The organism is Nonomuraea sp. NPDC050540, assembly GCF_044457485.1.
GTDB lineage: Bacteria > Actinomycetota > Actinomycetes > Streptosporangiales > Streptosporangiaceae > Nonomuraea.
Genome location: NZ_JBITHA010000010.1, coordinates 191,882 through 216,294, shown reverse-complemented (window position 1 = coordinate 216,294; position 24,413 = coordinate 191,882). Strand labels below are relative to the sequence as shown.

Genomic DNA, 24,413 nt, shown 5'->3' with positions numbered 1-24,413 from the left:
GACCGGGGCCTGCCAGGTCGCGATCGGGGGCCTGCCGGGTGGCGACCAGGGCCCGCAAGGGCCTGAGCGGGGTGCGACCGGGGCCCTGTCGGGGCCTGGGCGGGGTGCGACCGGACTGTTGGCGAACTGGACGGATCTTCTTACCGCCTGCACTACCGTGACGTGGGTAGCTCGCGGGATTCCTGCAGCTCAGGGTGCTTTCTAGGGTTCTTCTCATGAACGATCCCTACCGCATCAGCCCGAAGAGCGCCCCCGGCAAGCGGAGCCCCGTGGGCAGAACCGCCACCCGTGCCGTCCTCTGGCTCGTCCTGACGGTGAGCGCGGTGGTGAACGTGATCGCCAACAACATCCTCCATGGAACCGCGGCGATCGGCATCGTCGCCGGGCTCGTCGCCGTCGCGTGCATCGCCGGTCTCATCGTCAGCCACGTCTCGGGGCGCCGGGCATGAGCCACGTCGTCACCCTTACCTCGGTCACGAAGAAGTACGGCGAGCTCGTGGCACTCGACAACGTGTCGCTCGGCTTTCCGCAGGGCCGGTTCGTGGCCGTGATGGGCCCGTCGGGGTCGGGCAAGAGCACGCTGATCCAGTGCGCCGCCGCCCTCGACCAGCCCACCTCCGGCTCGGTCACGATCGGCGGCGTCGACGTCGGCTCGCTGAACGAGACCAAGCGCACCGTCCTGCGCCGCGAGCACATCGGCTTCGTCTTCCAGTCCTACAACCTGCTGCCCGCGATCACCGTCGAGGAGAACCTGACGTTGTCGCTGCGGCTGGCGGGCAAGCGGCCCGATCGTGCCTGGATCGGCGAGCTGGTGGAGCGGGTGGGGTTGCAGGATCGGTTGCGCCACCGGCCTGCGGAGTTGTCCGGCGGGCAGCAGCAGCGGGCGGCGATCGTTCGCGCGCTGGCCGGGCGGCCGGACGTGGTCTTCGCCGACGAGCCCACGGGCGCGCTCGACCTGCGTAGCGCCGCCCAGGTGCTGGACCTGCTGCGCGGCCTGGTGGACGACCTCGGGCAGACCGTCGTCATGGTCACCCACGATCCGGCCGCCGCGGCTCGCGCGCACGACGCGCTCGTCATGGCGGACGGGAAGGTGGTCGACGTCCTGGCCGAGCCGTCGGCGGAGGACTTGGCCGCGCGGCTCACCCAGCTTGCCCGGGGCGGGCTCGCCGTACACGCTGTGGGGGGTGCGCTGTGATCAGGACCGCGCTCGCGATGTCGGGGCTCGGTGGGCTGGTCGTGGCCTTCTTCGCGGTGTTCGGCGGCATGGCGCTGATCACCGGGACCGGCGTGATCATCGAGTCGGGGCTGCGCTCGAACATCTCCGGCCAGCGGCTCGTCCACGCCGACGTACTCGTCTCCGCCCCGCAGAGCCTCGCGCAGGAGGGCGATCTGCCCGTTGCGCTGCCCGAGCGGGCCGTGCTGCCGGCCACGCTGGCGGGTGAACTGGCCCGCCTCGACGGCGTCGCCTCGGCCACGGGTGACGTGAGCTTCCCGGCCACACCCCTGGGCGGCCTGAAGGGCGACGCCACACCGCCGGACGACGGAAGGAGCGACGCCAAGAGCGACGTGAAGGGTGGCGCAAAGAAAGAGGTGGAGGGTGGCGCCGCATCGGCGGGCCAAGCCGTGGCGGGGACCGGGCATGGGTGGGGTTCTGCGGCCCTTGCCGGGGGGAAGCTGATCAGTGGCCGGGCGCCGCGGGCCGGCGACGAGATCGTGGTGCCCAAGGCGCTGGCCGTACGGCAGGGCGCGAGCATCGAGGTCGTCGCGGGCGGCAGGCGGGGCGAGTACCGGGTCACCGGTGTCATGGACGGGCCCGATCTGTATTTCGCCGACCGTACCGCCGCCGAGCTGGCCGGCCGGACGAGCGGCCCGCGCGCGGGCACCGTCGACCTGATCGCGCTGCGCGCCGCACCGGGCACCGACCCGGCGAACCTGGCCGAGGCCGTGCACCGCAAGGTCGGCGAACGCTACGAGGTACGCACAGGGCCGGACAAGGGCGACGCCGAGTCCCCCGGTACGGCCGCCGCCCGCGGCATGCTGATAGCCCTGCCCAGCTCGATCAGCGGCATCAGCATGCTCATCGTCGGCTTCGTCGTGGGCGGCGGCATCTCGCTGTCGATCACCCGCCAGCGGCGCGACCTGGCCTTGCTGCGCGCGGCCGGCGCGACCCCGCGTCAGGTGCGCAAGCTGGTCGCCGTCCAGGGCATGACCGCCGCCCTGGCGGCCCTGCTGCCCGGCGCCGCCGCCGGCTACTACCTGGCCGCCCACTTCGGCGATCTGCTGATCCATCTGGGCCTGCTGCCCCCAGAGCTCCCGCTGACCTACAGCCCGATCCCTGCCGCCGCCGCAGCGCTGGTCCTGCTCGGCGTGGTGCGGGTGTCGGCCTGGGCCGTCTCGATCTCGGCGTCCAAGATGCCCGCGGTCGCCGCGGTGCGTGACGCGCAGAGCGAGCCGCGCCGGCCGTCGGCCGTACGCTTCAACAGCGGCCTGCTGATCATCCTGGCCGCCATGGGTCTGTCGACGATGCCGTTGTTCCTGCGCGGCGAGGTCGCGGTCCTGGGCCCCAGCATGGGCGGCCTGCTGTCGGTGATCGGCCTGGCGCTGGCGGGTCCGAGGCTGGTGCAGAAGGCCACCGGCCTGCTGGTCCGGGTGCTGCCCGCCCGTGTGTCCCCGCCGCTCTGGCTCGCGGTGTCCAACACCCACGGCTACGCGCTCAGGACGGCCGGCGCGGTCGCCGCGCTCGGCATGGTCATCACGCTGGGCACCAGCAACGCGCTGACCCACACCACCGTCATGCGGGCGACCGCCGACGAGACCGCCCGTACGCTCAGGGCCGACGCCGTCATCACCGCGCCCGCCTATGGCGGCATCCCGCGCGACCTGCTCGGCGAGGTCCGGGCCGTGCCCGGCGTGAGCTCGGCCGTCACCGCGTCGACCACGACCGTCATCGGACGCGGCCTCGCCCTGGGCGACGGCGCCGAGTCGGCGATGGCGCGCTCCGCGATGGTCCTCGGGCCGGAGGCCCGCGGCCTGGTCGACCTGGGCGTCACCAAGGGCGGTCTGGCCGATCTCAAGGGGCCGTCGATCGCGATCGACGAGCGTTCTGGCTCGGTGGGCGAGCATCGCGACCTCGTGCTGGGCGACGGCGCCAAGGTCAGGGCCCGCGTCGTGGCCACCTACAGCCGGGCACTCGGACTCGGCCCGATCGTGCTCGCGCGCGACCTGGTCGCCGGGCACACCACCACGGATCTCGACTCGACCGTGTTCGTGCGCACGGCCGACCCGTCGGCGCTGAACAAGCTGAGCGAGCGCTGGCCCGCGCTCAGCGTCGCCTCGGCCGCCACCTCGCCGCAGGCGGGCGAGACCTCCGCGCAGTTGTGGATCAACATCGCGGTGCTGGCCGTTCTGCTCGGGTACGTGCTGGTCTCGGTCGCCAACCGGCTGGTCGCCACCACCGCGGCCCGTGGCGCGGAGCTGACCGCGATCAGGCGGCTCGGCGCGACGCCGGGCCAGATCCGCTCGATGATCCGCTGGGAGGCGCTGCTGATCGCGCTCACGGCGTCGGTGGCCGGCCTGCTGATGAGCGCGGTGCCGCTGATGTTCCTGAGCATCGGCTTCCTCGGCCGCCCGTGGCCGGCCGGCCCGCTCTGGCTGGCGCCCGCGGCGGTGGCGGTGGTGTGCGCGGTGGTCGGGCTGGCGTACGACCTGCCCGCCCGCCGGCTGGTACGGCGCAGCGAGCGGGTGGCATGAAAGCGCTCCCAAACCGAAGAACGACCGGCGCGACCTGGGCAAACAGCCAGGAAACACCGAGAGAGCGTTCTCTTATGTCGCTCGGATCGTTATCTAACCTCCGTTGACGAGCTGCAGTGAAGGGCGAGATAACTCTGAGAGAGCGCTCTCTCATCGTTCCCAGGAAAGCCTTGGAGGGTTTCCATGACCCCTCGTCTGCGACTGCTCGCCGTACCCCTGATGCTCGCTCTCGCCGTCACCGCCTGCGGAGGCGGCGGCGGTGAGACCGCGGGCACGGCCTCCTCCGCGAAGCCCGCCGAGAAGGTCAAGCTCACCGTCGGCCTCTTCGGCGACTTCGGCTTCAAGCCGCTCTATGAGGAGTACAAGAAGACGCACCCGAACGTCGAGATCATCGAGCAGGTCACTCAGTTCAACGACCACCACAACAACCTGGTCAAGCGGCTGGCGACCAACGCGGGCGCGGCCGACATCGAGGCGGTCGAGGTGGGCTACATCAGCACGTTCACCGCGCTGACCGGCAAGTTCCACGACCTCAAGCAGTTCGGGCTGGACAAGCGGCAGGCCGACTACCTCGACTGGAAGTGGCAGCAGGGCATCAGCAAGGACGGCGCGCAGGTGCTGGGCCTCGGCACCGACGTCGGCGGGCTGGCCATGTGCTACCGCAAGGACCTGTTCAAGAAGGCGGGGCTGGCCACCGACCGCGCCGAGGTCGCGGGGCTCTGGCCCACCTGGGAGTCCTACATCGAGACCGGCAAGAAGTTCGCGGCCGCGAACGTGGCGGGGGCCAAGTTCGTGGACTCCCCCGGCGAGATCTTCCGCGCGATGGTCAACCAGGCGCCCGTCGGCTTGTACGACCCCACGGACAAGATCATCGTGGACTCCAACCCCGATGTGAAGAAGGCCTGGGACCTGTCCAACCAGATCTCCCAGAACAACCTGTCGGCCAAGCTGGCCGCCTTCTCCCCGCCGTGGAACACCGGCTTCGCCAAGGGCTCGTTCGCCACGATCATCTGCCCGGCCTGGATGACCGGCTACATCCAGGAGCAGGCCACGAACGCCTCCGGCAAATGGGACATCGCGGCCGTGCCCGGCGGCTCCGGCAACAGCGGCGGCTCCCACCTGATGCTGCCCAAGCAGGGCAAGCACGCCAAGGAGGCGGCCGAACTGATCGACTTCCTCACCTCCAAGGAGAACCAGGCGCGGGTCTTCAAGGAGGAGGGCACCTTCCCCTCGATCCCGGCGCTCTACGACGACCCGTCGATCCAGACGTTCACCAAGCCGTTCTTCGGCGACGCCCCGATCGGCAAGATCTACTCCGACGCCGCCAAGGCACTCAAGCCCCAGCACCTCGGCCCGAAGGAGGCCGACGTGCGCACCGCGATCGGCAACGGACTCGGCCGGGTCGAGCAGGGTAAGCAGTCGCCCGACGAGGCGTGGGCGCAGGTCCTCCAGGACGTCGCGAAGATCAAATGAGCGTCATCTCGCTGAGGGCGCTGTCCAGGAGGCGCAGACGGCACGTCGTTGACATGAAGGTGTCGCCGTATGCGTACGTCGCCCCCTTCTTCCTGCTGTTCTGCGCCTTCGGGCTGTTCCCGCTCCTCTACACCGCGTGGGTGTCACTGCACGAGTGGACACTGCTGTCCGACGTGCACACGTTCGTCGGGCTCGGGAACTTCGGCACGCTGCTCGGTGACGCCTACTTCTGGAACGCCACCTTCAACACGCTGTCCATCGGGGTCATCTCGACGGTGCCGCAGCTGCTGCTGGCCATCTGGCTGGCGCACCTGCTCAACCGGCCGCTGCGGATGCAGACGTTCTTCCGCATCAGCCTGCTGCTGCCGAACGTGACCAGCGTGGTCGCGGTCGTGGTGATCTTCAGCCAGCTGTTCGGACGGGACTTCGGGCTGATCAACTGGGTGCTCGGCTGGTTCGGGGTGGGCACCATCGACTGGGCCGCGGGCACCGCGACGTCGCACATCGCCATCTCGGTCATGATCATGTGGCGGTGGACCGGGTACAACGCGCTGATCTTCCTCGCGGCTATGCAGGCCGTACCCAGGGAGCTGTATGAGGCGGCCACCATCGACGGCGCGTCGAACCTCACGCAGCTGCGCAGGATCACGGTGCCGATGATCCGGCCCACGATCGTCTTCGTGGTCATCGTCTCGACCATCGGGGCGATGCAGATCCTGGCCGAGCCGCTGCTGTTCGGGGGCTCCAGCGTGACGGGCGGTCCCGACCGGCAGTTCCAGACGCTCTCGCTGTTCGTCTACGAGCACGGCTTCACCAAGTTCGACTTCGGGTACGCCTCGGCGGCGTCCTGGATCATGTTCCTCTTCGTGGTCCTGGCGGCCGGGATCAACTACCTGCTCACGCGCCGGATGAAGGGCGGTCTGTGATGCGGCTCCGATACCTGACGCTGATCGCCGTCGCCTTCTTCTCCGCCTTCCCGCTGTACTACAGCGTCGTCGTGGCCTCGCGGCACAACTCGGCGCTGGCCGAGGTGCCGCCACCGCTGCTGCCCGGCGGCAACTTCCTCGCCAACGTCTCGCGCGTCTTCGACACCGTGCCGTTCGCGCTGGCGCTGGCCAACTCGGTGCTGGTGGCGGGGGCGATCTCGGTGGCGGTGATGTTCCTGTCGACGCTGGCCGGCTTCGCCTTCGCCAAGCTGCGCTTCCGCGGCAGGAACGCGATGTTGCTGATCACGGTCGGCACGATGATGGTCCCGGCCCAGCTCGGGATCATCCCGCTCTACATGCTCATGGTGAAGGTCGAGTGGACCGGCACGATGTACGCGCTGATCGTGCCCGCCCTGGTCAACGCCTTCGGGGTGTTCTTCATGACGCAGTTCCTGGAGCGCGCGCTGCCCAACGAACTGCTGGAGGCGGGGCGGGTCGACGGCGCCACCACGTGGGGGCTGTTCTGGCACGTGGTGCTGCCCGTGGCCAGGCCGGCGATGGCGGTGCTCGGGATGCTGACGTTCATGTCGGCCTGGAACGACTACTTCTGGCCGCTGGTCGTGCTGACCCCCGACAACCCCACGGTTCAGGTCGCGCTCTCGACGCTGGCCAGCGGCTACGTCAACGACTACGTGCTCGGCCTGGCGGGGACGGCGATCGGCACGCTGCCGCTCGTCCTGGTCTTCGCCGTGTTCGGCAAGCAGATCATCGGTGGAATCATGCAAGGAGCTGTTAAGGGATGATTTTCCCGGAAAACTTCGTCTGGGGTGCCGCCACGGCCTCTTACCAGATCGAGGGGGCGGCCACAGAGGACGGGCGCGGCCAGTCGATCTGGGACACCTTCTCGAGAACGGCCGGCAAGGTCGTCGGCGGCGACACCGGCGACGTCGCGTGCGACCACTACCATCGCTACGCCGACGACGTGAAGCTGATGCGCGAGCTCAACCTGGCCGCCTACCGCTTCTCCATCGCCTGGCCCCGCGTCCAGCCGACCGGCTCGGGCGCGATCAACCCGGCAGGCCTCGACTTTTACGACAGACTCCTGGATGAGCTACTTAAGGCCGAAATTTCGCCTTACGTGACGCTCTATCACTGGGATCTCCCCCAACCACTCGAAGATCGGGGCGGCTGGGCCACCCGGGACACCGCCTACCGCTTCGCCGAGTACGCGGCAGCCGTACACGCGAGGCTGGGCGACCGCGTCGAGCACTGGGCCACGCTCAACGAGCCCTGGGTCTCGGCGTTCCTCGGCTACGGCAACGGCGTGCACGCCCCCGGCCGCACCGACCCCGCCGCCGCCATGCGCGCCGCCCACCACCTGCTGCTCGGCCACGGCCTGGCCGCCAGGCAACTGCGCGCCGCCGGGGCCCGCAGCATCATGCTGGTGGTCAACGCCGCCCCCGTCCTGACCACGGCCCAGGTGAACGATCCGCAGGCCGAGCCGTCCGAGGCCGACGCGGCGGCCGTACGCAGGATCGACGCGCTGCTCAACCGCCAGTTCCTCGACCCCGCGCTGCGCGGCGCCTACCCCGCGGAGGTGCTCGCGGCCGCCGAGCGCAACGGCGGCACCGCGCACATCCTCGACGGCGACCTGACCCTCATCAACGCTCCGGTGGACCTCGTCGGCGTCAACTACTACAACCCCTGCCTCGTGGCGTCCGCCCCCGGCACCCCCGCCGACCCGGCCTGGCCCGGCTCGGACGACGTGGCCTTCACCTCCGTGGACGCCCCCAGGACCGCGATGGGCTGGCCCGTCGTCCCGTCCGGCCTGTCCAGGCTTCTGGTACGGCTCTCGCGCGACTACCCCCAGGTCGGCCTCATGGTCACGGAGAACGGCGCCGCCTACGAGGACGTCGTGGAAGGGGGCCGGATCCACGACGCCGACCGCCTCGCCTACCTCGACGGCCACCTCCGAGCCGCCCACGACGCCGTGCGACAGGGCGCCGACCTGCGTGGATACCTGGTGTGGTCGCTGCTGGACAACTTCGAGTGGGCCGAGGGCTACCGCCGCCGCTTCGGCATCGTCCACGTCGACTACGACACCCAGGCGCGTACCCCCAAGGACAGCGCCCTGTGGTACCGCGACGTCATAGCCAGGAACGGACTGTAGATTCCTAGCGTGATGAAACGTCCGACGTTGGAGGCGGTCGCGGCGCGGGCCGGGGTTTCGCGCGCGACCGCCTCGCGGGTCGTCAACGGTCAGACGACCGTGGCGCCGGGGATCCGCGATGCCGTGCTGCGGGCGATCGACGAGCTCGGGTATGTGCCCAACAGCGCGGCCCGCAGCCTCGTCACCCAGCGTACCGACTCGATCGCGCTGGTCGTCTCGGAGCCGCCGACGCGGGTCTTCTCCGAGGATCCGCTGTTCTCCACGGTGATCAGGACGGCCAGCGTCGAGCTGGAGTCGGCCGACAAGCAGGTCGTGCTGATGCTGGCCTCATCGGCCAAGAGCCACGCGCGCGTGGAGCGCTACATCGCGGGCGGGCACGTCGACGGGGTCATGCTCATCTCCATGCACGGCGCCGACCCCCTGCCCGCCGCCGTCTCGCGACTGCGCGTGCCGGTCGTCTCGTACGGCAGGCCGGCCGTACCGGTGGACATCCCGTTCGTCGACAACGACAACGTGGGCGGCGCCGAGTCGGCGGTGCGCTACCTGCTGGAGACGGGCAGGCGGCGCATCGCGACCATCGCCGGCCCCCTGGACATGATCGCCGGGCAGGACCGCCTGACCGGCTACCGCAACGTGCTGCGCGACTCCGACCGACGCTCGATCGTGGCGGTGGGCGACTTCACCCGCGAGTCGGGCGCGACGGCGATGCGGCAGTTGCTGCACGACGATCCGGCGCTGGACGCGGTGTTCGTGGCCAACGACCTGATGGCGGTCGGCGCGCTGCAGTCGCTGCGGCAGGCGGGCCGGCGGGTGCCCGATGACGTGGCGGTGGTGGGGTTCGACGACATCGAGGCGGCCAAGTACACCGAGCCGCCCCTGACCACGGTGAAGCATCCGGTCTTCGACCAGGCGGCGGCGATGGTGCGGCTGCTGCTGGCGCTGTTCGAGCACGGTCCGGCCGATCCGGTCATCCTGCCGACCGAGCTGATCATCCGCGAGTCGGCCTAGAACTTAGACGCGGAAGACGCGCATCTGCAGGGCGAGCGTGCGGTAGTAGCCGACCAGCGTGGTCAGCTCGAACAGCACCGGCTCTGCCAGCAGCGTGTACTCCTCCTCGTCCAGGTCGCCCCGGGTGACCAGGGCGCGGGCGATCCGGTGGACGGCCACCTCCTCCTCGTCGTCGAGTGGCGGCTCCTCACCGGCGCGCAGCGACGCCAGCTGCCCTTCGGTGAAGCCGAGGTCGCGAGCCAGGGTTTCGTGCGCCTGGCGTTCGAAGGCGCTGTCGCAGTGGTTGGCGACGACCAGCGTGGCCAGTTCGCGGCAGCGGCCGGTGAGGCGGGAGCCGTAGCGGATGGCGGCGCCGAGCTCCTGCAGCGCGTCGCCGACCGGCGGGCTGAGCAGCATGGCGTTGAACGGGCCGATGAGGGCGCCGTCCGCGTCGGTCACGGAGGCTCCGCGCGGTCCAGAGGTGATCTTGTCGTAGACCGCGCGGGCGTCCGGGTCCAGCCGGTCGGGGCGCGAAGGGGTGAGTCTGGTCACGCGTCCCGATGCTAGATCAGCCAGGCGGTGGTGTCCTGGGGGATGTGGTCGCCGGTCAGCGGGCCGCTGGCCAGCAGGATCTCGCCGGGTGGGAGGGGTACCGGGTCGGGGCCGAGGTTGGTCACGCAGGTCAGGCCGGAGTCGCGGGTGAAGGCCAGGACGTGCGCGCCCATGGGCAGCCAGGTCAGGGTGCCGTCGCCGAGCAGTTCGTGGCGCAGGCGCAGGGCGGCCCGGTAGAGGGACAGCATCGAGCCCGGGTCGCCGGTCTGGGCCTTCGCGGTCAGCGACGCCCAGTCCGCCGGCTGCGGCAGCCAGGTCGGGTGGCCGCCGAAGCCGAACGGGGCCGACTCGCCCGACCACGGCAGCGGGACGCGGCAGCCGTCGCGGCCCCGGTTGGCGCCGCCGGAGCGGGCGTACATGGGGTCCTGGCGGGCGGCGTCCGGCAGGTCCTCGACCTCCGGGAGGCCCAGTTCCTCGCCCTGGTAGACGTAGACGCAGCCGGGCAGGGCCATGGCCAGCAGCGCCGCCGCCCGTGCGCGGCGCGTGCCCAGCTCCGGGTCCGAAGGGGTGCCGTGCAGGGCGCCGCCGTGGGCGAAGGTGGTGTCGGCTCTGCCGTACCTGGTGACGGGGCGGGTGACGTCGTGGTTGGACAGCACCCACGTCGGCGGCGCGCCGATGGGGGTGTGCGTGGCGAGGGTCAGCTCGATGACGCGGCGCAGCTCCGCCGGCTCCCACGGGCAGGACAGGAAGTCGAAGTTGAAGGCCGTGTGCAGCTCGTCCGGACGCAGGTAGCGGGCGAAGCGCTCCTGATCGGGCAGCCACACCTCGCCGATGAGGATGCGGTCGCCGTACTCGTCGGCGATCTCCCGCCAGCGCCGGTAGACGTCGTGGACGGGGTCGAGGTCCTGCCAGCGCTCGGCGTCCTTGAACAGCAGGGCGGCCGAGTCGACACGGAAGCCGTCCACGCCGCGCTCGAACCAGAAGCGCAGCACGTTCTCGAAGTCGGCGTGCACCTCGGGCGAGTCCCAGTTGAAATCCGGCTGTTCCGGTGCGAACAGATGCAGGTACCACTGCCCGTCGGCCACCTGCGTCCACGCCGGGCCGCCGAAGATCGACTGCCAGTCGTTCGGCTCGTCGCGGAACCAGAACCGCTCGCGCGTCTCCGGCGCGCTCAGCGCCTCCTTGAACCAGGCGCTCTCGGTGGAGCTGTGGTTGGGCACCACGTCGATGATGACCTTGATGCCCAGCTCGTGGGCGTCGGCGATGAACTTCTCCGCCTCCTCCAGCGTGCCGAAGACCGGCTCGATCCCGCGGTAGTCGGCCACGTCGTAGCCGCCGTCGGCCATCGGCGACGGGTACCAGGGGTTGAGCCAGATCGCGTCCACGCCGAGGTCCTTCAGATACGGCAGCCGCCCCCGCAACCCGGCGAGGTCGCCCACGCCGTCCCCGTTGCCGTCGGCGAAACTACGCAGGTAGACCTGGTAGATCGCGGCCCCCCGCCACCACGCTTGCGACATGTGGTTACCCCTTGATGCTTCCGGCGGTGAGGCCCGCCATGATGTGCCGCTGGAAAAGGAAGAACACGATGACGGTCGGGATGCCGGCGATCACCAGGCCGCCCATGATCGCGTTCTGGGTCACCTGGCCGGCCGTCTGGGACAGGCCCACGGAGACCGTCATCTTGTCGCTGTCGGACAGGACGAGGAACGGGTAGACGAAGTCCCTGAAGACGTTGACCACGGTGAAGATGGAGACGACGCCGAGGATGGGCCGCGAGACGGGCAGCACCACCGACCAGAGCACGCGCGCCGCGCCGGCCCCGTCGATCTCGGCGGCCTCCAGCAGCTCGCGCGGGATCGAGTCGAAGAACCGCTTGAGCAGGAAGATGTTGAACCCGTTGACCGCCGCGGGGAACCAGATGGCCCACGGCGTGTTGAGCAGGCCCAGGTCGACGACGGTGACGTACAGCGGGATGAGCACCACCATCGGCGGGATCATCAGCGTGGCCAGCATCGCGCCGAGGATGAAGCCGCCGAACATCGGCCGCAACTTCGACAGCGCGAACGCGGCGGTGACGTCGATGACCATGGTGAAGGCCCAGGCGCCGAGCGCGTAGACGCCGGTGTTGCGCAGGAGTGTGCCGATGTCGAACAGCTCCCACGCCTCCATGAAGGCGTCCAGGCTCGGGTTGGCCGGGAAGAACGTGGGCGGCATCTGGGCGATCTCCTCGCCCGTCTTCATCGCCCCGGTGATCATCCAGTAGAGCGGGAAGACGAAGGCGAGGGTGAAGGTGACCAGCACGGTCACCAGCACGAGCCAGTAGACGCGCCTGCCCCAGCGGGAGCCGAGCTGCAACGGAGAGATGATCGTCCGGGTCATGGGCGGTCCTGGCGGTTCAGCCGCAGCTGCACGGCGGCGAAGGCCAGCAGCACGAGCATGAGCATGAGGCCCAGCGCGCCGCCCGCGCCGTAGTTGCCGCCGTAGACGAAGGCGTACTGGTACATGAGGTAGGCGACGGTGAGCGTGGCGTTCTCCGGTCCGCCGAGCGTGAGCATGAACGGCTCGATGAACACCTGCATCGTGGCGACGATCTGCAGCATCAGCATGAGCAGCAGGATCAGCTTGGTCTGCGGGATCGTGACGTGGCGGATGCGCCGCCAGACTCCGGCGCCGTCGAGCTCGGCCGCCTCGTACAGCTCGCCGGGGATGTTCTGCAGCGCGGCCAGGTAGATGAGCGTGCCGCTGCCCAGGTTCATCCAGGTCGAGACGATCACCAGCGAGATCAGCGCGGTGCTGGTGGAGTCGAGCCAGGCCAGCGGAGGGATGCCCACCACGTCCAGGATCTGGTTGAACAGGCCCGGCCCCGGGTCGAAGAACCACCGGAACATCAGCACCGACACGATCGGCGGCAGCATGACCGGCAGATAGACCACGAAGCGCAGGTACGCCCGCGCGTGCCGCAGTTCGTTGAGCACGATCGCGATCGCGAACGGCACCACGTACCCGCACAGCAGCGCCAGGACGGTGAACTCCAGCGTGTTGAGCCACGCCTCGCCGAAGGCCGGGTCGTCGGCCACGGTGCGGAAGTTGTCCAGCCCGACCCAGGTCGGCGCGTCGATCAGGTTGGTCTGCTGGAAGCTCAGGATGAACGTGCGCACCATCGGGTACCACGCGAACACCGCGAAGCACGCCAGCGCCGCGCACAGGAACCCGTAGGCGGTCAGGTTGCGCCGGATCGAACGGCCGAGCCGCGACGGCACGCGTGCCCGCCGCCGCGCCCCGGCATCCGCGATCAGCATCAGCTCTTGGCCAGGACGGCGTTGGCCTTGCTCTCCGCGTCGGTGAGCAGCTTGTCCAGGTCGGCGTCCTTACGGCTGAGCACGGCCGACATGGCCACGTCCAGGATGGCGTAGAGCTCCTGCGCCTTCGGCGGCTCCAGCTTCGGCGGCACCGCTGCCGAACCCTCGACGAAGGGCGAGAAGTTCTCCACCGGCAGCGTGGCGTGCTGCTTCTGCAGGTCGGCGATCTTCTTGCCGGACGGCGAGTCGCCGAACAGCGAGTTGTTGGGCAGGCCGACCGGGTTGCCGATCGTCTTCGCCCGCTCGTAGTCGAAGGCGCCCTGGCCCGGCGTGGTCCAGTAGAAGTCGATCCATCGCAGTCCGGCCTTCGCCTCCTCCGGCGTGGCCTTCGGGTTGATCATGAAGCCTTCACCGCCACTCAGCGAGGCCTTGGCCTCGGGGAACGGGGCGATGCCGTAGTCGGCGATCTGCCCGCCGAACTTGTTGACCAGGTCGGGCACGACGTCGGGGGCGCCGAGCATCATGCCGGTCTTGCCGCTGCCCATGGCCTGCATCAGCGACTCCCAGCCGACCAGCAGCTTGGTGCCCATGCTGTTGTCGCTCCAGCGCAGGTCCTTGAGGAACTGCAGGACGGCCTTGCCCTCCGGGCTGTTGAAGGCCGCCTGCTTGCCGTCGGGCGTCACCATTTCGCCGCCGCGGCCGTAGATGGCCTGGTTGAAGTGCCAGCCGCCGGTGTTGCCGCCGCTGTACTCGCCGTAGCCGACGTAACCGGCGCCGATCCCGGCGATCTTCTTGGCCGCCTCGCGGACCTCGGCCCAGGTCTTGGGCGGGCTGTTCGGGTCGAGTCCCGCCTGGGTGAACAGTTTGCGGTTGTAGACGAGGCCGACGCTGTAGGTGCTGGTCGGGATGCCGTAGACCTTCCCGCCCGCGCTGTAGGGGGTCATGGTGGCGGGCGAGAAGTCGGCGAAGTTCTTGATCTCACCGGTGAGGCCGGAAATGTCGAGCGCCTGGCCCTTGGCGATCACGTCCTGGGTGTTGGTCACCGGCACCCGGAAGACGGTCTCCACCTGGCCGCCGGCCAGCTTGGGGCCGAACGTCTTGGGGTCGAAGCACGGCTGCTGGTCCGTGCTCACGACCGTCACGTCCGGGTGCGCCTTCTGGAAGGCGGCGACGTCGTCGTCCCAGACCTTGCGGTTGCGCGGGTCGCTCTTGGCCGGCTGGCACGCCACCTTGATCGTCACCTTGCCGCCCTCGGTCTTCGAGGCGGGTGTGGACGTGCCACATGCCGTTGGTCCCGCAAGCCCCGCGATGAGGAGCAGTGCCAGGGCTCTGCGATTGCTCTGCATGGATCTGACCCTTCTGGTGCGATCCCTGTGGTGTGGCCCACACGATAGGTTCGCGAACAGAAGGCTGCAATAATTCGACAGATATACGCAAGATAACGATTAGGCGCGGGCGGTCGACGACCTCACCACCAGCTCGGGCTCGAACAGCAATTCGTCGGCGGGCACGGCCGCCTTGCCGATCTGCGCGACCAGCAGGTCGACCGCCGCCCTGCCCATCGCGTCGATCGGCTGGCGAACCGTGGTGAGGGGCGGATCGGTGCAGTTCATGAGCGCGGAGTCGTCGTAGCCGATGACCGAGACGTGCTCGGGCACCGACAGCCCGGCCCGCCTGGCCGCGCGCACCGCCCCCAGCGCCAGCAGGTCGCTGGCGCACACGATGCCGGTCACCTCGCGCCTGACCAGCCTGGCGGCGGCCGCGTGCCCGCCCTCCAGCGAGAACATCGTCTGCTCGACCAGCTCGGGATCGCCCCCGCTCGACAGGAACACGGCCAGCTTGCGCCGCGAGGGCATGTGGTCGGCGGGGCCGAGCACCATGCCGATGCGCTCGTGGCCCAGCGCGCGCAGGTGGGCCAGCGACATCTCGGCGGCCACCGTGTCGTCGCAGGAGACCTGCGGAAACCCCAGGTGCTCGACGGCGGCGTTGACCAGCACGGTGGGCAGCTTGCGCTCCAGGATCAGCTCGTAGTGGCCGTGCGCGGCGTCGGCCTGCGCATACAGGCCACCGGCGAAGACCACGCCGCTGACCTGCTGTTGCAGCAGCAGATCGACGTACTCGGCCTCGGTCACCCCGCCGACCGTCCTGGTGCACAGCACCGGCGTGAACCCCTGCTGCGCCAGCGCCCCGCCGACGACCTCGGCGAAGGCGGGGAAGATCGGGTTCTGCAGCTCGGGCAGGACCAGGCCGACGAGCCTGGCCCGGTCGCCGCGCAACTGGCTCGGCCGCTCGTAGCCGAGGACGTCGAGCGCGGTCAGCACCGCCTCCCGCGTGGCGTCCGACACCCCGGGCTTGCCGTTGAGCACGCGACTGACCGTCGCCTCGCTCACTCCGACCTTCTTGGCCACCTCTGCCAGTCGTCGTGTCATGCGCAAATCATACGACTATTCACGCAAGAATTTACACTGGCTTGCGCTCACTTACGTAGAGGTCGTCCTAGCGGCGGCGGCGCAGCACCAGGAGGTCGGCCGCGGCCACCACGGCCACGAACCCGGCGATCGCCGCCTCCCAGCGCCAGACCTCCTCGCCGGTGCTCATCGCGCGCAACAGGCAGAAGATCGCCAGCGCCGTGCCCACGACCAGCGCGATCACCGACAGGATCCGGCGGGCGCGCACCGGGCTGCGCGCGCTCAGCGGCTCCGTGCCCTCGCGGTTGCGCAACCACATGATCGGCCCCCTCTCAGGCCAGGCACCTCAGTGCCTCGGCGATCCGCGGATCGGTCCGCTCGTCGGGACGGCCCACGGTCGCGTTGACGAACTCCGGGTAGGACAGGGTGGCCTCGTGGCCGTCGGCGTTCACCCAGATGTGGTCGGCCGGCTGCTCGACCTGGATCTTCGCGTCGTGCTCCCCCAGGGCGAAGCGGCCCACCGCGACCCGCCAGAGCGTCCTGCCCTCGACCTCCTCCTCCGTGACGGGCGCGCCGACGTCGTCGGCGTGGGTGGCGTACTCGGAGTCGTAGTGGAAGGCCTGGTCGCCGACGGGGTAGGGGCCGGCGAGCGTGTCGAGCGTCGCGTCCCGGCCGAGGGCGCGCATGCGGGCGCGGGTCTCGCCGTTCTTCTCCCGCCACTCGGCCAGGACCTCCGACAGGGGTACGGCGCGGCGCCGCCGTACACACCACTCGTTGAAGTCGTTGAAGCCGGTGACGCCCTCGCCTGCCAGGCGGGCCATGAGCTGCTGCACGGTGCCGTCGAGGGCGGCGTGGTTGTACAGCTCCTCCCCGGCGAGATGACCGAGCACGTCGCGCACCGACCATCCGGCGCAGCGCGAGGGCCGGTCCCACCCGGCGGCGTCGAGGCCGGAGAAGAACGCGTCCAGGCGCGCCGCCTCGGCGTCGAAGATGTCGAACGGGTCGAAGTCTTTCAGCAGCTCCATACCCTCTTAGCTACCTCGCTGAGGCCGTCGTGAACATGCGAGAGCCCGGCCCCTGCGGGACCGGGCTCTCAGATGGCGCCTAGTGCTCAGTGGTGCCAGCGAACGACACGCACGTAGTCACGACGGCTCTCGGAGCCGTTGAGCTCGTCGCTGCCGTTGAAGACCGCCTTGAACGTGCCGGACTTCCAGGCACGCGACTTGGCGTAGAACTTGCCGCCCCACCCGGTCTTGCCGGAGGCGACCCACTTCCAGGTGCTGTAGCCGTTGGCGCGGTAGTAGATGTTCACCTTCTCGCCGCGAGCACCCTCCCAGCCGTCGTCGTCGGCCTGGAGGCGACCGGTGTAGTGGATGTACTTGCCCTTGCGGACCTTGGACGGGTCGGCGCTGAAGCGCGTGATCCGGCTGTCGGCCTTGCCCGCGTCTTCGACGTCGACGGAGAAGTACGCCTTGTCCTCGGCGACCTTCTTGCCGTCCTTCCACGCCTCCGCGATGGCGCTCCACTTGCCTTCAGGGTCGTTGCTGTCGAACGACACGGCGAAGCGCCAGCTGTGCTGGGTGACGGTCTTCTCGCTGAGAGTGCGGAAGCTGTCGCCCTCGGGCTGGACCTTCACCGTGACCTTGTCAACGTCAGATGAAGCGTTGACCCTGATGAACGCGTCCTCCTCGCCGCCCTTGGGGACGACGACCGGGTTCGGCGAAATGCTCTGGATGTCTACGGATGACGTCTTCTGCTGAGCGGAAGCGGCGCCACCGGTCAGCAGCATCGCGCCGCCGACCATGGCGGAGATGGCGCCTACTGCGATCTTCTTCATGAGGGTGCTAATCCTCTCCCCGTTCTCTGGAGCCGGCTCGGGATAGCCAGCTCCTCTACTACTTTGAGGCACCGGGAGTGGAAAAGGTTGTCTAAAGTTACGAGAAATATTTGATCACGGTCCCGACCAGGGGTAAAGCGCAGAAATCCGTTATGTGCGGCTACAGTCAGGCTCCATGACCGATGTCTACACCCTGGGCGCCGTCATGGGTGTCGTCTCCAGCGGCCGGGTCCGCCACGACAACGAGGCCAGGCTCGACGTGTGCGGCCCGGAGTTCTCCCTGGCCATAGGCCTGTCGCGGCTCGGGCACCGGGTGGCCTTCCTCGGCAAGGTGGGCGCCGACGAACTCGGCGCGCGGGCCCTTTCCGTACTGCGCGGGGAGGGCGTGGACATCGCCGACACGCGCGTCGACGACAGCGCCACAACGGGGCTGCTGCTGAAGGAGTCGCGGGTCGGATACCCCGGCCTGACGTCCTACTACCACGGGGGTTCCGCGGGCACCCGCCTGTCACCGGGCAACGTCCCGATCGACAGGATCGGGGCCGCGCGCCTGCTCCACATCACCGGGACCACCGCGGCGCTCGGCCGCGACTGCCTGGAGGCGGTGCGCATCGCGGTCACCGCCGCGCGCAACGCCGACGCCCTGATCTCCTTCGCCGTCACCTACCGGCCCTCGCTGTGGCCGTCGGTACGCGAGGCGGAGGAGGTCCTGAGCGAGCTGGCCCGCGCCTCCCACCTGCTGTTCGTCGACCAGGACGAGCTCGACCTGGTCAAGCCCGCGCTCACGCCCGAGCGCGAGGTGGTGGTCAGCCGGGGTACGAAGGGTTTCAGCGTGCGCGCCGACCGGATGCGCTACGACGTGCCGCGCACGCAGGTGCCGGTCGTGGACGTGGCCGGGTCGGAGGAGGCGTTCGCGGCCGGTTACATCTCGGCCGCCCTGGACGGGCTCACCCCGCCCGAGCGCCTGGCGCGCGGCAGCATGCTGAGCGCGGCGGCCACGACCGGCGCCAGCGAGTGGCAGACGCTACCGGCCCGCGCCGACCTGCCGCGGTTCGGCGCGGGTACGGCCCAGGCGGGCGCGGGCTGAACGGCCACCCTTACTCGCTTCCGTAACGCTGCCTGAAGCGCTCGACCCTGCCCGCGGTGTCCAGGACCCGGCCGCGGCCGGTGTAGTAGGGGTGGCTGGCGGAGGAGACGTCCACGTCCACCACCGGGTAGACGCGGCCGTCCGTCCACTCGATCGTCTGGGCGCTCGACCTGGTCGATCGGGTGAGGAAGGCGTAATCCGCACTCTTGTCGCGGAAGACGACCGGGCGGTACTCGGGGTGCAGGTTCTTCTTCATGGCCGCCTCAACCAAGTGGGAATGGTTTTCATTCCCTGGCTTCGGGGTCGAATCCGAGTACGGTCCTGCCGCCGTCCACCGGGACCGTGGCGCCGTTGACGAACGACGACTCCTCCGACAGCAGGAACGCCACGACGGCGGCGATCTCATCCGCCCTGGCCACCCGGCCCACCGGGTGGAGGCGGGCCATCTCGCGCTCGATCTCCGGGGTGGCCATCTCCTCGTAGCGGCCCGTGGCGACCGAGCCCGGGGCCACGGCGTTGACCCGGATGCCGTGCCTGCCGTACTCGACGGCCAGGGATCTGGTCAGGCCCTCGACGGCGGCTTTGGCTGTGGCATAGGGGAGGGCGCCGGGCACCGCCCTGGTGGCCTGGTGGGAGGTGAGGTTGACGATGGCGCCCGCCGTACCGGATCGGAGAAAGGTCTGGACGGCGACGGCGCAGCCGACGACGGCGAGGTCGAGGTTGGCGGCGATCAGGCGGCGCACGCGCTCGACGGGCACGTCGTGGAGGGAGGCGTCGCCGAAGACGGCCGCGTTGTTGACCCAGCCGGTCAGCGGGGCCGCCCGGCGGGCCGCCTCGCGCGCCACCTGCTCGTCGGCGGCGTCGCCGAGCACCGGAATCACGCGGTCGTCGTGGCCTTCGGGGGGTTCCCTGTCGATGACGACGACGGTGCCGGGCAGGCGTTCGACGATGGCGCGCCCGATTCCCTTGCTGCCTCCTGTGACGACATAGCCCATAGGTGATGCATATCACCACATAGCGTGATTGCCCGGGGGAAGGGTCTTGGGTGTGATCGTGGAGGATCGGCGTGGGTCTCCTCCGCAGGGGATGCGGATGGTCGCCGCTCTGGCGATCACGCAGACCGCTGGCTTCGGCGTGCTTTATTACGCTTTTTCGGTTTTTATCATGCCGATGTCGCGGGAGCTACGGGCGGGCGTGCCGCAGCTCACCGGGGCACTCACCCTGTCCATCCTGCTGTCCGGGCTGGTGGCGCCGTTGATCGGCGGCTGGCTCGACCGGCGCGGCGGGCGCGGGCTGATGACGCTCGGCTCCGCCCTGGGCGCGGGCGCGCTGCTCGCCTGGTCACAGGTGCAGAACCTCGTTCAGCTCTATCTCGTCTGCGCGGTGCTCGGGGTCGCGTCGGCGATGGTGCTGTACGAGGCGGCCTTCGCGGTGATCGTCGCCTGGTTCGACGCGGCGCGGCGGCCGCGGGCGCTGCTGGCCGTCACGATCGTCGCGGGGTTCGCGTCCAGCATCTTCCTGCCGGTCACGGGCCTGCTCGTCGAGCGGTACGGCTGGCGCGCCGCCCTGGTCGTCCTGGCCGTGGCGTACGGGCTGCTGGCCGTACCCCTGCATTGGCTGACCGTGCGGAGGCGCGCGGCCGAACGCCCGCCGCCCTCGCGCGCGGCGGTCGGCGCGGCCCTGCGCGAACGGCCGTTCTGGCTGCTGGCGCTCGCCTTCCTGGCGCAGACCGGCGCGGTGTCGGTCATGGGCATCCTGCTGGTCACGTACCTGATCGCGCTCGGCCACTCCCCCGTCTTCGCCGCCGCCGTCGCGGGCCTGCTCGGAGTGCTCTCGGTGACCGGCCGCGTGGTCACGACCGGCCTGCAGAGCCGCTTCCGGGTCGCGCCTGTGGCCGCCGCCGTCTTCGCGCTGCAGGGCGGCGCGGCGCTGCTGCTGCCGATCGCCGGCCGCGGCGTGGCCGGGGCGATCGGCGCGGTGGTCCTGTTCGGGCTGGGCTTCGGCGTCGCCACCATCGCCCGCCCCGCGCTCTTGGCCGAGAGGTACGGCACCGCCGCCTACGCCTCCATCAGCGGCGCCCTGGCCCTGCCGATCACCGTGGCCAAGGCGGTGGCGCCCCCGATCGCGGCGATGATGGGCTTCCCCGTGGCCATGATCGCGGTCGCCGCCTGTTGTCTCACCGGGACTGTCGGCCTGATCGCCTACGATCGCCTTGTCTCACGGGGCCTGTCGGCCTGATCGCCGTGGGCGAACGCCCTGACCCTTCCTCCCTCGCCACGTAAGGTAGCCGCATGGATACGCCCCTGGAGGTCCTGCACCGCGTCTTCGGCTACGACTCCTTCCGGCCCGGCCAGCAGGAGATCATCGAGCACGTGGTCGCCGGCGGCGACGCGCTCGTCCTGATGCCGACCGGCGGCGGCAAATCGCTGTGCTACCAGATCCCCGCCCTGGTCCGCCAGGGCGTGGGGGTGGTGATCTCCCCGCTGATCGCGCTGATGCAGGACCAGGTCGACGCGCTGACCGCGCTGGGCGTCCGCGCCGGCTTCCTCAACTCCACCCAGGACTTCGACGAACGCCAGCGGGTGGAGAACGCCTTCGTGGCCGGCGAGCTCGACCTCCTCTACCTGGCTCCCGAGCGCCTGCGCGTCGACTCGACGCTGCGCCTGCTGGAGAAGGGCGAGGTCGCCCTGTTCGCGATCGACGAGGCCCACTGCGTCTCCCAATGGGGCCACGACTTCCGCCCCGACTACCTCATGCTCTCCGGCCTCCACGAACGCTGGCCCGACATCCCCCGCATCGCCCTCACCGCGACCGCCACCCCGGAGACCCACGCCGAGATCTCGGCCCGCCTCGGCCTGGAGCAGGCCCGGCACTTCGTGGCCAGCTTCGACCGGCCCAACATCCAGTACCGCATCACCGCCAAGAGCGAGCCGAAGCGGCAGCTCCTCGACTTCATCCGCACCGAGCACCCCGACGAGGCCGGCATCGTCTACTGCCTGTCGCGCTCCTCGGCGGAGAAGATCGCCGAGCACCTCTCCGACCACGGCATCGCCGCCATCCCCTACCACGCGGGCCTCGACACCCGCACCCGCGCCCTGCACCAGTCCCGCTTCCTGCGCGAGGAAGGACTGACCGTGGTGGCCACGATCGCGTTCGGCATGGGCATCGACAAACCCGACGTCCGCTTCGTCGCCCACCTGGACCTCCCGAAATCCCTGGAGGGCTACTACCAGGAGACCGGCAGGGCCGGCCGCGACGGCCAGCCCGCGACCGCGTGGATGGCCTACGGTCTGCAGGACGTCGTCCAGCACCGCCGCCTGGCGCTGGAGGGCGACGAGGCCCACCGCCGCCGCCAGGCGCTCCACCTGGACGCCATGCTCGCCCTCTGCGAGACCGTGACCTGCCGCCGCGTCATGCTCCTCGACTACTTCGGCGAAAAAGGCACCGCTCCCTGCGGCAACTGCGACACCTGCCAGACCCCGCCGGAAACCTGGGACGCCACCGTGCCCGCCCAGAAGGTCCTGTCCACGGTGCTGCGGCTGGCCAGGGAACGCGGGCAGAAGTTCGGCGTGGGGCAGGCGGTGGACATCCTGCTGGGCAAGAAGACGGCGAAGGTCGAGCAGTTCGGCCACGACACGCTCACCGTCTTCGGCATCGGCACCGAGCTGACCGGGCCGGAGTGGCACGGAGTCGTCCGCCAGCTCCTCGCCCAGGGCATCCTGGCCGTCGAACCCGCCTACGGAGCCCTGGTGCTGACCGACGAGAGCACGGGGGTGCTGCGCGGCCAGCAGAAGGTCAACCTCCGCCGCGACCTCAAGCCGCGCACCCCGTCGCGCTCGGGCGGCGGCTCGTCGAAGTCCCGCGAGGTGGTGGACCTCACGCCGGAGGCGGCTCCCCGGTTCGAACGCCTGCGTGCGTGGCGTGCCGCCACGGCGAAGGAGACGGGGGTTCCGGCGTACGTCATCTTCCACGACGCGACACTCCGCGAGATCGCCACCCGCAACCCGACGACACTGCCGGAGCTGGGGACCGTCAGCGGGGTGGGCGAAAACAAACTCGCCAAGTTCGGCCCCCAGGTCCTCGAAACCCTCCACTCCTAAGGGCGTGGTCCTCGCGAAGGGGCGCTGCGCGCCATGAGGTTCGGGCAGTGACAGCGGGGGCGAGCACCCGCACCCCTCTGCGTGGTCCTCGCGAAGGGGCGCTGCGCGCCGAGGACTCGGGCAGTGACAGCTGGGACAAGCCCCCGCACCCCCGGCGAGAGGCCTCCGGCCCCTCGCGCTCCCCGGGTCGTGAGCCGGTCAGCCGGGTCCATACCCACCCGGCTGAGTTCCTGTTGGCGGGAGCCTGGGTTGCGACCGAGACGGTCTCGGCGTGAGAAGGAGCGGCTCGGCGAGTGGCTCTGAGGTTGCCCCAGGCTCGAAAACGGAGTGTTCCGGGCTGTGTGGTGGGGGCGGCTGGTTAGGGGTGGGGTGGGGTTTGGGTGGTCAGGGTGTGGATTCGGGTGGCGGCTTGGTCGGCTATTTCGTGGCCGGGTGGGCGGGTTACCAGGTCGCTCAGGGCGAACATGTCCAGGACCCAGCCCAGATACTCCCAATCGTGCGGGTGGTGGCCGCCGAAGGCTTCGCGGAAGGCGTCCACGAAGTCCTCGGGGTAGTCGGCTCCGAAGCGGGTCATGTTGGCGGCGTCGCCGTACGGGCAGCCTGAGTAGGCGAACTCCCAGTCCAGGATGGCGGCCACCTGCCAGGTGCCGTCTCGTCGGGTGACCAGGATGTTCTTCGGGTTGATGTCGGCGTGGACGAGGAAGGGCTGGGTGTCGATCTCGCTCAGGGCCGGGGCGTGGGTGGTGCAGAGGGACAGCCAGGCTTCTCGGGTGGCGGGGTCCAGGCGGTGGCCCGCTGCGGCCATGCAGGTGGCGGCCATCTCCGGGAGTTGGGATGACCATGGGGGTTGTGGGGGGATGGACAGGGCCGCGTCGGCGAAGAAGCCTGGGCGGTCGAAGGTGACGGTGGCGATTCTCGCTACCACTTGGCCTACCTCTTGGCCCAGTTCCTTCATGCCCGGTTCGGTGAAGGCCTCGGTCAGGGGGATGCCGGGGACGTATTCCAGGATCATGGCTTCTGGCAGCAGGTGGAGGACCTCTGGGACGGGGACGTGGTCGCGGGCCACCGCCATCACCGCCGCTTCGATCGCCGGGTCGGGGCCGCCCAGCCGTACCACCACCTGACCGTCGGGGAGCTCCAGGAGGCACGTCTCGTGTGAGAAGCCGCCTGCCAGCGTTGACACCGATGTCACCGGGCTGCCGATGGTCTCGGAGATGAGGCGGAGGTCTTCTGGGCGCATCGGGCCAGTATTCAGGTTCCGCGATCCGGGCGGGCTTGAGCCTTATGACCTCATGGTCGTGCGGCTTGAGGCTTCGTGACCTCACGGTCGTGCGGGTTGAGGCTTCGTGACCTCACGGTCGTGCGGGTTGAGGCCTTTGACGTCACGGCCGTACGGGGGTCAGCGGCGGGAGGTGAGTTTGACGGTCGGGCGGGTCCGGTTGCCTCGGGTTTCGAAGGTCAGGGAGGTTCTGCCCGTGACCACCGAGATGTCGTCGCTGCCGCCGTTTCTGGCGAGGACGCGGACGTTGACCGGTGTACCGCGGCCGGGCTCCACGCGGAAGAGCTGCGATCTGCCCCGGCCGATGTCGCGGCAACCGCCGCCCAGGTTGTCGGTCACGCAGACCGTGGCGGTGAAGGACGCCTTGTTGGTGACCTTGACCGTGACCTTCTGGAGGGCGGCGGCGTTCGCGGCGGGGGCCATGCCGATGGCCGCGGCGGCACCGGCGATGACGGTGGCGAAGGCGAGCTTTCTTGCGAACATGTCGTACTCCTGTTCGTCATTTCCGTCTGTGACGAAGAGCAGTACGGGCTCGCCTCCCCACC

24 protein-coding genes are annotated in these 24,413 nt (G+C 69.8%); 11 read left to right on the top strand and 13 right to left on the bottom strand.

Annotation, left to right across the window (positions count from 1 at the left end; genetic code table 11):
• Positions 1-215 precede the first annotated feature (215 nt).
• The 8 genes from ACIBI5_RS31970 (at position 216) to ACIBI5_RS31935 (ending at position 9,327) form a co-directional block, all read left to right on the top strand.
• Complete coding sequence (locus ACIBI5_RS31970; RefSeq protein ID WP_397252457.1) at positions 216-449, top strand: hypothetical protein; 234 nt, start codon at positions 216-218, stop codon at positions 447-449.
• Positions 446-1,195 (top strand): ABC transporter ATP-binding protein, encoded by a 750-nt coding sequence (locus tag ACIBI5_RS31965; protein ID WP_397252456.1) that lies wholly within the window; start codon positions 446-448, stop codon positions 1,193-1,195. The genes ACIBI5_RS31970 and ACIBI5_RS31965 overlap by 4 nt, the downstream gene beginning before the upstream one ends.
• On the top strand, positions 1,192-3,750 hold the full coding sequence (locus tag ACIBI5_RS31960; RefSeq protein WP_397252455.1) for an FtsX-like permease family protein: 2,559 nt from the start codon (positions 1,192-1,194) through the stop codon (positions 3,748-3,750). Before ACIBI5_RS31965 ends, ACIBI5_RS31960 begins: the two co-directional genes overlap by 4 nt.
• 183 nt (positions 3,751-3,933) lie before the next feature.
• Positions 3,934-5,223, top strand: coding sequence for an extracellular solute-binding protein (locus tag ACIBI5_RS31955; protein WP_397252454.1), 1,290 nt, complete (start codon positions 3,934-3,936; stop codon positions 5,221-5,223).
• The gene (locus ACIBI5_RS31950; RefSeq protein ID WP_397252452.1) at positions 5,220-6,149 is read left to right on the top strand and encodes a carbohydrate ABC transporter permease; all 930 of its coding nucleotides are present in this window, start codon (positions 5,220-5,222) and stop codon (positions 6,147-6,149) included. The genes ACIBI5_RS31955 and ACIBI5_RS31950 overlap by 4 nt, the downstream gene beginning before the upstream one ends.
• Positions 6,149-6,952: a carbohydrate ABC transporter permease gene (locus ACIBI5_RS31945; RefSeq protein ID WP_397252561.1), complete on the top strand. Its 804-nt coding sequence runs from the start codon at positions 6,149-6,151 to the stop codon at positions 6,950-6,952. Before ACIBI5_RS31950 ends, ACIBI5_RS31945 begins: the two co-directional genes overlap by 1 nt.
• Positions 6,949-8,319 carry a GH1 family beta-glucosidase gene (locus ACIBI5_RS31940; RefSeq protein ID WP_397252451.1) on the top strand — a complete coding sequence of 457 codons (1,371 nt, stop codon included), beginning with the start codon at positions 6,949-6,951 and terminating at the stop codon, positions 8,317-8,319. Before ACIBI5_RS31945 ends, ACIBI5_RS31940 begins: the two co-directional genes overlap by 4 nt.
• Before the next feature lie 12 nt (positions 8,320-8,331).
• Positions 8,332-9,327: a LacI family DNA-binding transcriptional regulator gene (locus tag ACIBI5_RS31935; RefSeq protein ID WP_397252560.1), complete on the top strand. Its 996-nt coding sequence runs from the start codon at positions 8,332-8,334 to the stop codon at positions 9,325-9,327.
• A gap of 3 nt (positions 9,328-9,330) precedes the next feature.
• On the opposite strand, the gene ACIBI5_RS31930 is transcribed toward ACIBI5_RS31935, so the two are convergent.
• The 9 genes from ACIBI5_RS31930 to ACIBI5_RS31890 form a co-directional block, all read right to left on the bottom strand.
• Positions 9,331-9,858 carry a carboxymuconolactone decarboxylase family protein gene (locus ACIBI5_RS31930; RefSeq protein WP_397252450.1) on the bottom strand — a complete coding sequence of 176 codons (528 nt, stop codon included), beginning with the start codon at positions 9,856-9,858 and terminating at the stop codon, positions 9,331-9,333.
• A gap of 11 nt (positions 9,859-9,869) precedes the next feature.
• The gene (locus ACIBI5_RS31925) at positions 9,870-11,375 is read right to left on the bottom strand and encodes a glycoside hydrolase family 13 protein (protein ID WP_397252449.1); all 1,506 of its coding nucleotides are present in this window, start codon (positions 11,373-11,375) and stop codon (positions 9,870-9,872) included.
• 4 nt (positions 11,376-11,379) lie between these two features.
• Complete coding sequence (locus tag ACIBI5_RS31920) at positions 11,380-12,237, bottom strand: carbohydrate ABC transporter permease (RefSeq protein ID WP_397252448.1); 858 nt, start codon at positions 12,235-12,237, stop codon at positions 11,380-11,382.
• Positions 12,234-13,157, bottom strand: a complete 924-nt coding sequence (locus tag ACIBI5_RS31915) for a carbohydrate ABC transporter permease (RefSeq protein WP_397252447.1) — start codon at positions 13,155-13,157, stop codon at positions 12,234-12,236. The genes ACIBI5_RS31920 and ACIBI5_RS31915 overlap by 4 nt, the downstream gene beginning before the upstream one ends.
• A complete protein-coding gene (locus ACIBI5_RS31910; protein ID WP_397252446.1) occupies positions 13,157-14,503 on the bottom strand; it encodes an extracellular solute-binding protein in 1,347 nt (448 codons plus the stop codon). Before ACIBI5_RS31910 ends, ACIBI5_RS31915 begins: the two co-directional genes overlap by 1 nt.
• A gap of 99 nt (positions 14,504-14,602) precedes the next feature.
• Positions 14,603-15,586: a LacI family DNA-binding transcriptional regulator gene (locus ACIBI5_RS31905; protein WP_379608998.1), complete on the bottom strand. Its 984-nt coding sequence runs from the start codon at positions 15,584-15,586 to the stop codon at positions 14,603-14,605.
• A 67-nt stretch (positions 15,587-15,653) separates the two neighbouring features.
• The gene (locus ACIBI5_RS31900; RefSeq protein ID WP_397252444.1) at positions 15,654-15,884 is read right to left on the bottom strand and encodes a DUF6343 family protein; all 231 of its coding nucleotides are present in this window, start codon (positions 15,882-15,884) and stop codon (positions 15,654-15,656) included.
• Positions 15,885-15,897: 13 nt separating this feature from the next.
• On the bottom strand, positions 15,898-16,590 hold the full coding sequence (locus tag ACIBI5_RS31895) for a maleylpyruvate isomerase family mycothiol-dependent enzyme (RefSeq protein WP_397252443.1): 693 nt from the start codon (positions 16,588-16,590) through the stop codon (positions 15,898-15,900).
• 86 nt (positions 16,591-16,676) lie between these two features.
• Positions 16,677-17,402 (bottom strand): hypothetical protein, encoded by a 726-nt coding sequence (locus ACIBI5_RS31890; protein ID WP_397252442.1) that lies wholly within the window; start codon positions 17,400-17,402, stop codon positions 16,677-16,679.
• A gap of 175 nt (positions 17,403-17,577) precedes the next feature.
• Here ACIBI5_RS31890 and ACIBI5_RS31885 point away from each other — a divergent pair, with 175 nt between their 5' ends.
• Entirely contained in the window at positions 17,578-18,489 is a 912-nt protein-coding gene (locus tag ACIBI5_RS31885) for a sugar kinase (RefSeq protein ID WP_397252441.1), read from the top strand.
• A 10-nt stretch (positions 18,490-18,499) separates the two neighbouring features.
• Here the strand turns inward: ACIBI5_RS31885 and ACIBI5_RS31880 are convergent, their stop codons facing one another.
• Both ACIBI5_RS31880 and ACIBI5_RS31875 read right to left on the bottom strand, forming a co-directional pair.
• Positions 18,500-18,745, bottom strand: a complete 246-nt coding sequence (locus ACIBI5_RS31880; protein WP_397252440.1) for a type B 50S ribosomal protein L31 — start codon at positions 18,743-18,745, stop codon at positions 18,500-18,502.
• 28 nt (positions 18,746-18,773) lie between these two features.
• Positions 18,774-19,484: an SDR family NAD(P)-dependent oxidoreductase gene (locus ACIBI5_RS31875; protein WP_397252439.1), complete on the bottom strand. Its 711-nt coding sequence runs from the start codon at positions 19,482-19,484 to the stop codon at positions 18,774-18,776.
• A 91-nt stretch (positions 19,485-19,575) separates the two neighbouring features.
• Here ACIBI5_RS31875 and ACIBI5_RS31870 point away from each other — a divergent pair, with 91 nt between their 5' ends.
• Positions 19,576-20,727 (top strand): MFS transporter, encoded by a 1,152-nt coding sequence (locus tag ACIBI5_RS31870; protein WP_397252559.1) that lies wholly within the window; start codon positions 19,576-19,578, stop codon positions 20,725-20,727.
• A gap of 53 nt (positions 20,728-20,780) precedes the next feature.
• Positions 20,781-22,589: a DNA helicase RecQ gene (gene recQ / locus ACIBI5_RS31865; RefSeq protein WP_397252438.1), complete on the top strand. Its 1,809-nt coding sequence runs from the start codon at positions 20,781-20,783 to the stop codon at positions 22,587-22,589.
• Positions 22,590-22,947: 358 nt separating this feature from the next.
• Here the strand turns inward: recQ and ACIBI5_RS31860 are convergent, their stop codons facing one another.
• Together ACIBI5_RS31860 and ACIBI5_RS31855 are read right to left on the bottom strand one after the other, a co-directional pair.
• Entirely contained in the window at positions 22,948-23,829 is an 882-nt protein-coding gene (locus ACIBI5_RS31860; protein WP_397252437.1) for a phosphotransferase family protein, read from the bottom strand.
• 159 nt (positions 23,830-23,988) lie between these two features.
• Positions 23,989-24,351, bottom strand: coding sequence for a hypothetical protein (locus ACIBI5_RS31855; protein ID WP_397252436.1), 363 nt, complete (start codon positions 24,349-24,351; stop codon positions 23,989-23,991).
• Between the last annotated feature and the right edge of the window lie 62 nt (positions 24,352-24,413).